The organism is Wolbachia endosymbiont (group A) of Cydia amplana (assembly GCF_964028495.1).
Taxonomy (GTDB): Bacteria; Pseudomonadota; Alphaproteobacteria; order Rickettsiales; family Anaplasmataceae; genus Wolbachia; species Wolbachia pipientis.
This window is the reverse complement of sequence record NZ_OZ034792.1, coordinates 979,975-994,014: the sequence shown is the minus strand read 5'-3', so window position 1 is coordinate 994,014 and position 14,040 is coordinate 979,975. Positions and strand designations below refer to the sequence as shown.

At 36.4% G+C, this 14,040-nt stretch carries 8 protein-coding genes; 3 read left to right on the top strand and 5 right to left on the bottom strand.

Features of this window, described 5'->3' with window-relative positions; genetic code table 11:
* The first annotated feature begins 7 nt into the window (after positions 1 to 7).
* Both metC and ABWU40_RS04915 read left to right on the top strand, forming a co-directional pair.
* The gene (metC, locus tag ABWU40_RS04920; protein ID WP_012673299.1) at positions 8 to 1,249 is read left to right on the top strand and encodes a cystathionine beta-lyase; all 1,242 of its coding nucleotides are present in this window, start codon (positions 8 to 10) and stop codon (positions 1,247 to 1,249) included.
* A complete protein-coding gene (locus ABWU40_RS04915; protein ID WP_015589277.1) occupies positions 1,224 to 2,669 on the top strand; it encodes a Mur ligase family protein in 1,446 nt (481 codons plus the stop codon). Before metC ends, ABWU40_RS04915 begins: the two co-directional genes overlap by 26 nt.
* On the opposite strand, the gene ABWU40_RS04910 is transcribed toward ABWU40_RS04915, so the two are convergent.
* The 5 genes from ABWU40_RS04910 to ABWU40_RS04890 form a co-directional block, all read right to left on the bottom strand.
* Entirely contained in the window at positions 2,640 to 3,350 is a 711-nt protein-coding gene (locus ABWU40_RS04910; RefSeq protein WP_015589276.1) for a ComF family protein, read from the bottom strand. The two genes, ABWU40_RS04915 and ABWU40_RS04910, sit on opposite strands and share 30 nt — an antisense overlap.
* 115 nt (positions 3,351 to 3,465) lie before the next feature.
* The gene (locus ABWU40_RS04905; RefSeq protein WP_141457257.1) at positions 3,466 to 4,110 is read right to left on the bottom strand and encodes a hypothetical protein; all 645 of its coding nucleotides are present in this window, start codon (positions 4,108 to 4,110) and stop codon (positions 3,466 to 3,468) included.
* 54 nt (positions 4,111 to 4,164) lie between these two features.
* On the bottom strand, positions 4,165 to 6,960 hold the full coding sequence (gene uvrA, locus ABWU40_RS04900; protein ID WP_141457255.1) for an excinuclease ABC subunit UvrA: 2,796 nt from the start codon (positions 6,958 to 6,960) through the stop codon (positions 4,165 to 4,167).
* Between the two features lie 634 nt (positions 6,961 to 7,594).
* Positions 7,595 to 8,107, bottom strand: coding sequence for a hypothetical protein (locus tag ABWU40_RS04895; protein ID WP_015589273.1), 513 nt, complete (start codon positions 8,105 to 8,107; stop codon positions 7,595 to 7,597).
* 95 nt (positions 8,108 to 8,202) lie between these two features.
* On the bottom strand, positions 8,203 to 11,217 hold the full coding sequence (locus tag ABWU40_RS04890) for an AIR synthase-related protein (RefSeq protein ID WP_141457253.1): 3,015 nt from the start codon (positions 11,215 to 11,217) through the stop codon (positions 8,203 to 8,205).
* Between the two features lie 99 nt (positions 11,218 to 11,316).
* Here ABWU40_RS04890 and ABWU40_RS04885 point away from each other — a divergent pair, with 99 nt between their 5' ends.
* Positions 11,317 to 13,980, top strand: a complete 2,664-nt coding sequence (locus ABWU40_RS04885; RefSeq protein ID WP_353279151.1) for a PD-(D/E)XK nuclease family protein — start codon at positions 11,317 to 11,319, stop codon at positions 13,978 to 13,980.
* The last annotated feature ends 60 nt before the right edge of the window (positions 13,981 to 14,040 follow it).

Here is a 14,040-nt window from a genome sequence, read left to right as displayed (position 1 = left end):
TAAAAATGTGAAGGAAGAGTCTTTATTAGTTAAAGCAGGAAGAAAATTTAAGGACTATAAAGGTTCTATGAACCCGCCAGTTTATCATTCTTCTACCATATTATTCCCTACTTACAAGGACTACTTAAATGCAGCAAATGGAGAAAGTATATACGATGTAATCAACGATGATGTTGCAAGAGATTACAGCTATAGTAATGTTGGTACTCCCACTGTTCATTATTTTTCAAATGCACTGGCTGAAATTGAAGGGAGTGGACAAGCGCTTATTTTTCCTTCCGGACTATTTGCACTTACTTTTGCTATTTTGACTTTCACTAAAGCAGGTTCTCATGTTTTAATTCAGGATAACAGTTATTACCGACTCAAGAGATTTGCCGAAAATGAGTTACCAAACAGGGGAATAGAAGTAACTTTTTATGATCCAACACAGGATATAACTGATTTAATTCAGAGTAATACTTCATTGATAATGATCGAGACTCCTGGTTCTGTAACGTTTGAGATTTCGAATATAGAGCATATAGTAAAAGTTGCTAAAGAACGTGGAATCGTAACCGTTTGCGACAATTCATGGGCCACTCCTTTGTTATTTAAGCCGCTTGATTATGGAATTGATGTTGCACTATATGCGGTAACAAAGTATCTAGCCGGTCACTCAGATTTATTGATGGGGACTATGATTGCTGAAGGTGAAATTTTTAAATTGCTTTATGAGAGCTATAAAAATTATGGAGTAACCATTCAATCGCACGACTGTTATCTTGCACATAGGGGACTAAGAACACTGCACACACGTATGAAAAAGTACCAAAATACAGCAATGGAAGTGGCAAAGTGGCTAGAAGCACAGCAAAAAGTTAGAAAGGTTTTATATCCAGCACTTCCCTCCCATCCTCAACACGAATTATGGAAAAGTTACTTTAAAGGAGCAAGCGGCGTATTCAGTATAGTATTGGGTAGAGAATATTCATGTGAAGAACTAAGCTGCATGGTTGATCACATGAAAATTTTTGGTATCGGTGCTTCTTGGGGAGGGTGCGACAGTTTGATATTACCAATAGATCGTAGATCTATGTCAAGATCTGTAATGAATTCAGATTATGGTGGAAGTTTTATACGGATATTTTGTGGACTGGAAGATCCTGAAGATTTAATCTTTGACCTTAATGACGCACTAAAAAGGTTACCATGTTTAGACTTTCAAAACGATGAAGTAGGACATGAAACTGAGAGAATTACTGCATAACATTATTGATGTTAACTTTGATATTGAAATCAAAGGCGTCACATGTAATCCCAAGAAAATCAAGGAAGGTTATCTTTTTGTTTGTGTGTCAGAAAGGGATAGGATTTACATAGATCAGATATTATCTTGTGGAGCTAAAGCGATAATTGCAAGTGATTGCATAACAGAAGCTTCAAGCCTTGGTATCATTCCAACGCGTGATGCTGGAATCTGTATCTTCCACCCAAACCCTCAAGAAATATACAGCGAAATAGTCAGCAGGTTTTATCAATTCAAACAGCCAAAATATGTTGCTGCTGTAACAGGCACAAATGGCAAGACTTCAGTAGTAGAATTTTGCCGCCAGATCTGGCAAAACTCTGGCTATAATGCTGCGTCTATTGGAACACTTGGAACATGCATCAATAATGGCAGAAAAGGTAATAGCAACAGCCTTACCACTCCAGGTGCAGAAGACCTTTACGCAACATTGCGTGGTATAAGTGTAGAACACTTAGTGTTGGAATCATCAAGTCATGGGATTGATCAATACAGAATCCATGGATTAAAGTTGAGTGCTGCAGCTTTTACTAATTTCTCGCAAGATCATTTAGATTACCATAAAAGTCTTGGTGGATATTTAGAAACTAAAAAAAGGTTATTTTACGAAGTATTACCAGAAGGAAAAACAGCGATTTTAAATGCGGATATAGATGAATACGGCGCATTGCTTAAAATAGCTGAAAAACGCAGTAATAAAGTTGTGACTTATGGAAAAAAAGGCTCTGATATTACTTTATTAGAGCAAATACCAACTCCAAGTGGTCAATACCTTACAGTAAAAGTTGATAACCAAATTTACAATACATTTTTCCCAGTTTTAGGAAAATTTCAAGCATATAATCTGCTATGTGCAATTGGTATATCTGGATTAAATTACAGAGAAATATGTGTGGATAAACTCATTTTCCCGTCAGGAAGAATGGAGAAAGTGAAACCTTTTGCATTCGTGGATTACGCTCATACTCCAAGTGCGCTTAAACAAGCCCTATTGTCTTTAAAATGGCACTTCAATAAAAAAATAGTTCTAGTTTTTGGATGCGGTGGCAATCGTGATCAAACAAAACGCGCAGAAATGGGTAAAGTAGCACAAATATATGCAGACAAAGTGATAATCACGGATGACAATCCGCGTGATGAGAATCCTGCAGAAATTCGTCGTGGTATTTTACTACATTGCCCTGATGCGCTAGAGATAGAAGATAGAAGAGAAGCTATAGAGAAAGGAGTAGATATTGCCTATAATGAGGGTATGATTCTGCTAGTTGCAGGAAAGGGGCATGAAGGATACCAAATCGTGAGCGGCCAAACTTTTGAATTCAGTGATGTTGAGGTTATTAAAAATCACGTTTTAACATGCTACCGTTCTTGCAAGCGATAGCACTCTCACTTCTCTTGCACCAGAATTTAAAATTTCTTGAGAGCAGGACCTTACAGTTGCTCCAGTTGTTACTACGTCGTCAACTAATATCACGATTTTATTTTCGATAATTTTCTTGTTGCTTATGCTAAAAGCCTTCTTTAAATTTTTTTCACGCTGCTTAAGTGAAAGACCAGCCTGAGGGATAGTATGGCGAGGACGTTTTATTGCAAATGGCGTATAGGATAAATTGGATAACTTAGTCAACTCTTTTGCAAGCAGTGCTGCTTGATTATATTTACGTTTAAACAAACGCATTTTATGTAACGGTATAGGAATTACGACCTCTGCGTTCTGAAACGTATCCTGATTAGCTTGGTGTATCCACTTTGCATAGATTTTTACGTAATTCAAATTATCAAAAAATTTGAAATTTATAATCATGTTTTTACTATGTTGATCATAAGCAAAAACTGATCTTAATACTTTAAACGGTGGAGGATTGATGATGCACTTACCACACGTATAAATATTGTCTGAGATTACTACGCCACAAACATTGCAGTAATGCTTAGTTAGAAAATTGATTTTTTTGTTGCATTCACTACACAGATTAAGATTTTCATCAATGATACATTCGCAACTTACGCATACGCTTGGAAATATGAGATTTGTAGCTTTTTTTAGTAAGAGAAGGTTCACAACTCATTAAATATATTATAAAATAATTTATATAGTATAGCTAAAGTAACTTAAGCTTACACTCTTTCACTTTTTATTCCATTTCAATATAGTTCATGCTGCTGAAAAGCAGAACTTATAACTCAGTTTGTGGTATACCATTGACTGAAGTAGTCTTTGAATTATCCTTAGATAAAAATTGATGTTTTTCTGGCTTCTGTACTTCACTCAACTTACTTTGCACTTTGTCACAAGCCCACACAAGTGGCGTTATGATTGACGCGGCAGCCCAAATGATAGCAGCGCAAGCATAACTTACAATCTTGTTAAATACTCTAGCTACTGCATTAGCACAATCTTGCCCCATTTCTAAAAATATGTTTGAATAATTAACGAATGATTTTGTATCCGTTTTAAAACAATAGTCCCCTGTTATTTTTGACAATAACTTGACTGGAAAGTATGACAAACATGCCACTATCAAAAATAAAGGTTGCAATATTATGTTGGCTGCTAAAATAGCACTCAGTGCACACAATGAATACACTTTCTCTGCTCTGTAACCCACGTATTCACAATTATCATTGTTTTTATAATACTTGTTATAATCATCTTTACTCTCAACTCCACAAATTACATCTTTCACAGGTCCTAGCACATTATCAACGTAATGTACGGACTTATAGAAACTACTTTCTGGAACTAGTGTGCAATCTTCTGCTCTCTTAGCAGGTACAACTCCATATTCAACGTACCTTTTAAAGTATCGATATACTGACATTACCCTCTCCAAATCATAAATATGCAACATAGTCAATAATGATTAAGAAATAGTTTATAATAAATATGTTTTAAGATACCTGCCTGTAACACTTTCTGGAATTTTTACCACTTCTTCTGGAGTTCCAGTAGCAATCACTTCTCCGCCTTTTATTCCGCCCTCTGGTCCGATGTCTATTATATAATCTGCAGTTTTTATAACGTGCAAATTGTGCTCGATAACTATAACAGTGTTTCCCAGATCGACTAATCTATGGAGTATTTTTAGTAAGTTATTTATATCTTCAAAGTGTAATCCAGTTGTTGGTTCATCAAGAATATACAATGTTCTTCCGGTAAATCGTTTTGATAGCTCTTTAGATAGCTTTATTCGTTGTGCTTCCCCCCCAGACAACGTTGTTGACGACTGTCCGAGTTTTATATAGCCAAGTCCCACTTCCTGCAAAGAAACCAACTTTTCTTTTACCATTGGAAGGTTTTCAAAAAAAACACAAGCTTGATCTATCGTCATATCAAGCACATCAGAGATTGATTTTTCTTTATAAGTAACTTCCAATGTTTCCCGATTATACCTTCGCCCTTTACATTGCTCACACTTCACATAAACGTCCGGTAGAAAATGCATCTCTATCTTTAAGTGCCCATCACCTTTACAAGCCTCACACCTTCCCCCTCTGGTATTAAATGAAAACCGGCCTATATTATATCCCCTTGCTTTTGACTCCGAAAGACCTGCAAACCAATTTCTTATATGAGTGAACATACCAACATATGTTGCTGGATTTGACGCAGGAGTTCTACCAATTGGCGACTGATCAACTTCTATAACTTTATCTATATATTCAAGGCCTTCTATTCTATCACACTGACCATACCTTGCAGACGAATGATGTATCTTATGTGCTGAATATTTATATAACGTTTCTATGACTAAACTTGATTTTCCCCCTCCTGATATTCCAGTAACACAAATAAGATTCCCTATAGGAAATTTAACGTTCACATTTTTTAAGTTATTTTCACATGCATTTATTACTTTTATGAACTGAGTTGCTTGCTTTCTTCTCCTTGGAATTAAAATTTTTTTCTCTCCACTCAAATATTGCCCTGTTATGCTCCCCGAATTTCTTTGCACCTGGTCTGGTGTTCCTTCTGCAACAACTTTTCCACCATTTACGCCAGCTCCAGGACCAATATCAATCGCATAATCAGCAGCCATTATTGTATCTTCATCATGCTCAACAACGATTACAGTGTTACCCATGTCTCTTAAGTTTTTTAGTGTGGCAATTAACCGATCATTATCACATTGATGAAGGCCAATCGAGGGTTCATCAAGAACATATAAAACCCCCGTTAATCCTGAGCCAATTTGCGAAGCAAGTCTGATCCTCTGACTCTCGCCGCCAGAGAGAGTGCTAGATTCTCGATCAAGCGTTAGGTAATTCAACCCTACATTCTTTAAAAATGTTAGCCTCTTGATTATTTCACTTAGTATTTTATTTGAGATTTGCTTCTGTTGTTCTGTGAGCTTGTCTGGCAAATTTTCAAACCACTTAAGGGATTCATCGATACTAAGCCCTGATATTTCACCTATATGTTTGCTATCAATTTTTACTGTAAGCGCTTCTTTTCTCAATCTATAGCCAGTGCATTCTCTGCAGTGAGTAACAGAGCAATATCGCTCAACAAGCGTTTCATCATAATCCATCTGGTTTTCTAAGATACTGACCAAACCTTGAAATTTACCGAAGCCAAAGAGTATCATATCTTTTACTTCTTGATCTATGTTCTTCCACGGAACATCAAGGCTAAATTTACAATTTTCAGCCAGTGATAGAATTGCACTTTTTAAAAATCCATAACCTGTGTGCACTTGACGGAACATTGATCCCACTGGCTTTAAAGCGCCTTCAGATATTGAAAGAGTTTCATCTGGCACTATCAGCTTCACATCAATAGCCAGCTTTTTACCAAGCCCATTACACGAACCACATGCACCGTAAGGGCTGTTAAAAGAAAATAATCTTGGTTCTATTTCCTCAAGAGTGAAACCAGACTCGGGGCATGCAAAATTCTCTGAAAAAGTCAGAATTTGACCATTTTTATACTCGGAATGATGGTTGTCAGGTAGGTTTACTATTTCTACATACATTAGACCATTACCAAGTTTTAGTGCGGATTCTATACTACTTGGCAGTCGATTTCCTATATCGCCCAATATTGATATTCTATCTGCAACCACAAAAATGTCGTGTTTCTTGTTCTTATCGAGTTTAGGCAAGTCATCTACATTGTACACTTCACCATCTATTTTGAACCTTACGTAACCTTGTCTTTTAATTTCCAATATCTCTTTAAGATGTTCTCCCTTTCTACCACGCACAACAGGGGCAAGTATATATATCTTAGTTTCTAAAGGTAACGCAATTATAGTATCTACAATTTGAGACACCGTTTGTTTTGTTATTGGTAATCCAGTTGCAGGTGAATAAGGAACTCCTATTCGTGCATATACTAAGCGCAAGTAATCGTAAATTTCGGTAACAGTTCCAACTGTTGACCTTGGATTTTTTGAGATCGATTTCTGGTTGATAGATATTGCAGGAGAGAGACCTGTAATCGACTCAACATCTGGTTTATCCTGAATGTTGAGAAATTGACGCGCGTAAGCTGACAGGCTTTCAACGTACCGGCGTTGGCCTTCTGCATAAATCGTATCAAATGCAAGGCTAGACTTGCCAGAACCACTTAGCCCAGTTATAACAACTAGCTTATTTTTCGGTATATTGACGTCTACACCTTGCAGATTATGTTCCCTTGCGCCCTTAACTCTGATAAAATCGTCCATATTATACCATATAGCGTATTAACCATTATAGCCTCAAAATACGTGAATTTATAGTGATATATTGATTTTCTATTGATTTTTTCAACTGTTACGGAAAATTAAGCAGCGTTTGATAAATCGTCATTCCGCTACTTGTTAGCGGCTGAGATACCGCGACGGTATGACGGTTAAGTAGGCCAGTGTCCCTATGATGTCATCCCAGTGTCAAGCACATAGCTGTACGAACGTTGTAGTTTAGGAGCAATTCCCACCAGTGGGCCAGTGCCCAGACACTGGTTCTATGCAACTTAATTAAAAACGTTTGTTTTAGCGTAAGACAACTACCTTTAGCTCATCAGCTCAGTTATAAGCAAAATTTCTGGATTCCAGACTGGAATGACACCATTTGCTGTGCAATTTACCTTCAAAAATGAATGTTCGTACAGCTATGTGTCAAGCACTGGGATGACACCATTCTTTTTTCTGGATTCCAGTGTCTGGGCACTGGAATGACACCCCCCTGATAGGCTCAAATCATAGTGTTTGTACAGTTGTGGGTTTAGGCTACCTATAAATTCTAAACTGTTGTTACGTATTAGGACCACCAAATACACCCCCAGGACCCAAAGTCAGTTTAGCTATATCAGAAAACAGGTTATGTGGAAATCTTAAAATACTTCTTGTTCGCCAAGCAAAATAAATACATTCCTACAAACAAGCAGATGCTCAATACTGACACATAAGAAAACTTAAAAATTAAATCTCTAATGTATATTGATAAGCATTTACCTGCAGAAAATTTGTATAGTAATCCAACACATACAACGGCACTATCAACCACTGATGCTATAATTAAAGTAATGAAATTTGCCATATGAAAATTCAACTTGGACTTCAATTTTTCAAAAATAATTATGCTTGAGAGAAGAGATACTAAAATCGCAGTATATGAAATCAATATCATCAAATTAAAACTTTGCCATTTAAAAACACAACATAGCGCTATACACACTATTAAGTTGTACGTAGCTTTGCTTCTGCCATAAAATTCAACCATTGAATTTACAACTAAAGCAGCTCCCACAAATAAGGCAGCACATATCATCAATTTATTTGAAGTGTTGAGTAAAGAAAGACTGATAAACAGGAGTATCGATAAAATAGACATAATTACCTACCCAAAATTAATAACATACATTCATTCTAAATAAACATTACATATAGTAAAAGAGTTATTTAGCATAATAAGAAAAATATTTTATATTAGCATGCCACATCTTTCAGATCTACTTTTAAAACATCCTTTATGTTTAGCACCTTTTTCTCTGTTACTTTGCCAATACATGAATAAACTGCACCTTCAAACAATTCTTCAAACCTCTTCTGATTTTGTGGTGCAATAGTAACCAAAATTCTACTTTGCGATTCAGAAAACATTATTATCTTGTTTATTATGTCTGTATTTTGTATTTTTCCTATTGGCACTAGTGAAAGATCGATTTCAGCACCAAGGTCTCCTGCAATTAGCGATTTTGCCAGAGCAATAACTAATCCGCCTAAGTTTGGTGCAATTGCAGAGGCAATTATGCCATCTTTTATTGCTTGGTTGTAACGCTCATACAACTTCCTAGCGCTCTTTGCATCAACTTTTGGTACGTTGTTATTACCTATTCCACTATATAACTGATATTCAGATCTACCAAGTTCATCAAGTGTTTCTCCAAGCACGTATATTAAGTCTCCCGGCATTTTCACATCAAGCGATACCGCATTTTCAATATTTTCTATAATTCCAATTGCTGAAATGAGTAATGAAGGTGGTGCAGATATCATCACTTTCTCGCCATTTTCATCATATCCCTTAAAGTCGTTAAACATACTATCTTTTCCGGATATGAATGGTGCTTTAAATGCGGTTGCGTAATCATAACAAGCCTCTGCAGCTCTCTTTAGCTGCCATAGCCTTTCTGGATTATAAGCGTCACACCAGCAAAAGTTATCGAGCAACGCTAGATGGTCTATATTTCCTCCTGCGGCTACATAGTTACGTATGGCAGTGTCGATCGCACATGCTGCCATATGGTAAGTGTCAATTTCCCCATAACTCGAGCCAAACCCTTGCGATTTTACAACACCTTTATTTGAAGAAAGGATTGGCCTTGAAACAATAGCTTCACTGCACACTCTTCCCTTGCCCTGCAGTGGTTTCAGCACTGACGACCCTTGAACCTCATGGTCATATTGCACCACTATGAACTCTTTACTGCATATGTTTGGTCTGCTCAGCATTTCTTTTAGTTCAACATCTATTGAACTAAGTGGGAGCTCAGAAGCTCGGTCTGGTGTCATGCAAGTAGCTATCCACTCTCCAGTCCACGGCTTTGTCTGTAAATGCATTTTAGGATTACCGTCATGCAGAAATTCAGTTTCGATGTCCATTATTACTTTCCCTTCAGGACATTTAACAACAGCTTTACCACTCTCATTGAACTCTCCAATCACACAAACCTCCACATCATGTTTTTTCATAATTTGCTTAAACATAGGAAGATTTTCTTCTGGCACTGCTAAGGTCATTCTCTCTTGTGATTCTGATATCCATATTTCCCACGAAGCCATACCATCGTTTTTAAGGAGAACCTTGCTCAAATCAACTTCAAATCCGTCTTTTCCCATTTCACCAATAGACGATGATAGACCACCTGCTCCGTTATCCGTTATTGCATTATAAAGACCAAGATCTCTTGCTTTTATGACGGCATTGGATAGTTTTTTTTGTGTTATGGGGTCACCAATTTGCACAATTGTTGAAGGGCTGTTTCCCGACAAAGCCTCTGAGGAAAACGTTGCGCCGTGAATTCCGTCCCTTCCAACTCTTCCACCAATAATTACGATTTTATCGCCATTTTTTGGTCCTTTAATGTGTGAAGGTGCGTTATTTATGTTGCGCGGAATAATTCCGACACTGCCAACAAAAACCAGCGGCTTGCCACAAAATCTATCGTCAAAATATACCGATCCAAGTTGTGTTGGAATACCAGAGCAATTACCAGCAACATTAACACCATGGATCACTTTTTTCATTATATATTTTGGCGGTAAGATCTCATCAGTGCGCTCTTTATCCCTATAAAATTTGCCTTTTGCTTCTTTGGCAAAGCAAAAGTAATAGGTATTCATTATAGGCTCCGCGCCTTTCCCGAAACCAACTACATCACGATTAACTCCAAGCACTCCGGTCATTGCTCCACCAAATGGATCAAGAGCTGAAGGGCTATTGTGGGTTTCAACTTTATCTACAATCAAGTAATCGTCATCAAAAATTATTCCTCCTGCGTTGTCAGAGAAAACTGACACACATATGTCAGAATTTATCTCACGCGTTGCACGCTTGATATAATGTGCGTATAGGCCATCTTTTATTTCATCAATGGGAGAGCAAAAGATATTGTGCTTACAATGTTCAGACCAAGTCTGTGCCAGAGACTCAAGTTCAATATCATATGGATTTCTATTAAGTTTTTTAAAGTAATCCTTTATAGCTTTCATTGCTGCCAGAGAGAGCCCTAAAGTGCCATTACCATCGATTCCATCTCTGCTGATTTTCTCAAGTTCTTGGTCACTTACATTTAGGTTAACAGACTTAGCCCCATTACTACTTGATATCACTCCAGTGCTCTCTTTTGTCATTCCTGTTTCCCCCTCTGTCATTCCAGTGCTTGACACTGGAATCCAGTTTTCATTATACAATTGCTTGAAATTTTCTGGATCCAAGTAGTCAAGCACTGGGATGACGCCTTTTAACTTACCGTAATGCCTCCAATAGTAATTGCCGTTTTCTTTATAAACAAGCGTGCAATACTCAGTGATAGGGTTGAATTCTTGCTTTATATCATCTTCAGTTGCTTGACTTAGAATCAATTTTGAACTTCTTGCTTTTATACAAACATTTTCATCAATGTAGTCCTTGTTTATTAAATATTCTCTAACAATTTGTTTCGCTGTGTTGCCTACATTATCGGTCATGCCAGGTAAGAAGCTTATTTCCAAGCCCCACTTTGCTTGTGGTTCTATGAAATCATACGGAACTTCTTCAAGGTTTTCATTGTAGGAATAATAACGGCAGTCTTGTATGACTTTATTATAAAATAGCCCGCAAATTTCTTCATATAATTTGGATGGTAATCCTTTGCGTATGTAAATCGAGTAAACGTTGACTAACCATCTGCATCCAATTTGCTCGCATTTATTTAAAACTTCTATTCTAATGTTTGCCATGTAATGTTATAAAAAATTTTAATATATAATAGCATACAAGCACGTTTATATTTTGAATAATTTCTATACAATAAAATATTGTATTAATTGTTACTGTTAGTGGGAAGAGTTTTTACCGTTAATGTGGATGAATCCCTTTTTGATGTGCTGGTTCAGCACATATTTTCTGAATATGAAAGAGAAAAAATTCCCGAGATAAAGGTCATACTTCCTTGCAAGAGGGATGTGATAGCGTTACTCAATGCATTCAAGAATTATAACGCTGAAAAATGCATAATTTTGCCAGAGATAGTTTCGCTAGAGAACATTGATGAGGAAGATTTAATATTAAATCTTGATAGAGTTAAAGTTATAAGTCCAATAAAAAGGACGCTGCTACTCATTCAATTCATATTGGAATGGAATAGAAAAAATAACGACAATTTCCCAGTTGATTTAGCTTATAGCCTGCCATCACTGCTTGATAAAATTCAATCTACCCAAACAACGGATTATGATCAATTTAATGAGCATTCAAAAAAAATAGAGAATTTCATAAGCTTACTCACTGAGACTTGGAGTAAAACTTTAAAAGGTTTAGAAGTAGTAGATATATTAAAACATAAGAGTGATTACATAAACAATATGATAATCTCTTTACAAAAAGACCAATATATAATCTTTGTTGGAATTGGAAAGGATAAGTCGTTAATTAAGGCTATATATGACCTGCCATTTGGAAAAATAATTTTGCCTAACCTGAATTTGAAAATTAAAGAGAAAGACTGGAAATTGCTTGATAAAAAACACTATCAATATTGTCTGAAAGATCTGCTCGATTATTTAAATGTAGATAGAAGGGATGTTAGCTGCTTGAACACTATAGAGAATGAAATAACTGACTATGTCTTTGATACAACTGCCGATCTAAGCAAAGTTAGTAGTGGACATGTTGGCAATATTGAAGTCATCACTTGTGATTCCAGAGAGGAAGAAGCACAAGTGACATCATTAATTATAGAAAATGAAGGTTATGAAAACATTTCTTTGGTCGTCTTTGATAAATTACTTGCAGCTCGTATAGCATGTTTATCAAGGCAACACAGTGCCATACCGGAAAATTACCCTTATATAACGCTTCTGCTTTATAGTATCGAAGTTTTGACCTCAAATTGGAGCAGTGTGTCATTACTTTCGCTCCTTAAACATAGGCTAGTGACTTTTGGTTACACTCAAGAAGAGTACACTCGGATTTTATCTGAATTTGAAATAGAGGTATTACGCAACTTTAGTACAAATGGCCTGAGCGATATTATAAATGCTATCAATGCCCATAAAAAGCTAAAACATAAAGAAGATATATTAGTTATTATCAGTAAGTTAGAGGTTGTATTTAATCCTTTGCTTAACATTATAAATTGCCCTATTTCTGATGTGGTGGCAACTCATTTGCAGTGTGTTAATATGCTATCTGGTATAAATTTTTCAGAGCTAAATGGTGAAATAGGTAATTTCACCTGTAATTTCTTGAATGCATGTGAGGGTGTAGAAATTAAGTGCTCCTTAGAGTTATATAACCAAATTCTGACCTTATTTTTAGAGAAAGAGTTTTTCTCTGTAGCAAATGACTTAAATAAATTCAGCTTATATCACAACAAGGTTGTAATACTCGCTGGGTTTAATGAAGCGCCAAGCTTTCAAAGTCCGCTTTTGAATGCACTTACGAGAGAAAAATTTAGTCTTCCTTCTGCGCAAGAAGAGCAGGGGTATTTTTTTTATACTTTACACAATTTGTTTTGTGCAAGTAAGGTTTATATTACAAGATCGCTAAGCCATAGAAAACCAATTCTATTGCAGCGTTTGGAAATTATGTTACAGGGGTCAAAATATCCTTATCGTGATTGGCTAAGGATATTAAATACGCCTGAATGTACTGTTCCATGTACTCAGCCTATGCCAAAACCTCAAACCGAAGTTAGAAAAGAAAAAATGCAGGTGATGTCTTGCAGTGCAATAGAAAAGCTAATTCGTAATCCTTATTCATTTTACGTTGAATATATACTGGGCCTTAAACAATTAAGAGACTTGAATTTTAAGCCATCGATGTTGGAATTTGGCACTATGGTGCACAACATTCTTGCAAGATATTTACGCAACAAAAAGTCGCCAATGAGCATTGCACGAGAAACATTCTCGACTAGTCAGTTTAATTTTTCAAATATGTGGTGGATAAGACTACAGAGGGTAATTCAATCTTTTGTCGAACTTGATGAAACTCGAAGCAACTATGTTGAGTTGGAAAAGAGCTTTTCCTGTCCGATATTTCATATTCCAGTGCGTGATGCTGGTTCTTGTGATCAGTATGAAACTGCTGGGATGACAAATAGGCCACAAGAAATTTCACTGACAGCAAGATGTGATAGAGTTGAGTATCTACCAAGTGGGCAAGTGGCAATTATAGACTATAAGCTTGGTACACCACCTTCCAATGAAGAAGTAATGTCGGGATTTTTTCCGCAATTAATTTTACAAGCCTTAGCGGTAGAACATATAACAAAAAGAGAAGTCTCAGAACTTGCTTATTGGAAACTTGATTATGATAAAATAAAAGTTATTTCTATACAAAATTATAGATACAAAATGCAAGAATTAAAAAATGATCTGCCTGGTTTTTTATCTAATTATTTAAGTAATTCCACACCCTTTATTGCCTCTCCATATTTTGATAAATTCCTGAGATTTAACAGCTATAAACAGCTAGAAAGGGTAGGAGAGTGGTTGTAAATGGTGTCATCCGAGTAGCTGACACTGGGATCACCGCGAACCGTCATACCGCCACGAACC

Bases quoted from the DNA above. Each gene is read 5' to 3' on its own strand.
- ABWU40_RS04915 (WP_015589277.1), top strand. From the start codon at position 1,224: ATGAAACTGAGAGAATTACTGCATAACATTATTGATGTTAACTTTGAT.
- ABWU40_RS04905 (WP_141457257.1), bottom strand. From the start codon at position 4,110: ATGTCAGTATATCGATACTTTAAAAGGTACGTTGAATATGGAGTTGTA.
- uvrA (WP_141457255.1), bottom strand. From the start codon at position 6,960: ATGGACGATTTTATCAGAGTTAAGGGCGCAAGGGAACATAATCTGCAA.
- ABWU40_RS04895 (WP_015589273.1), bottom strand. From the start codon at position 8,107: ATGTCTATTTTATCGATACTCCTGTTTATCAGTCTTTCTTTACTCAAC.
- ABWU40_RS04890 (WP_141457253.1), bottom strand. From the start codon at position 11,217: ATGGCAAACATTAGAATAGAAGTTTTAAATAAATGCGAGCAAATTGGA.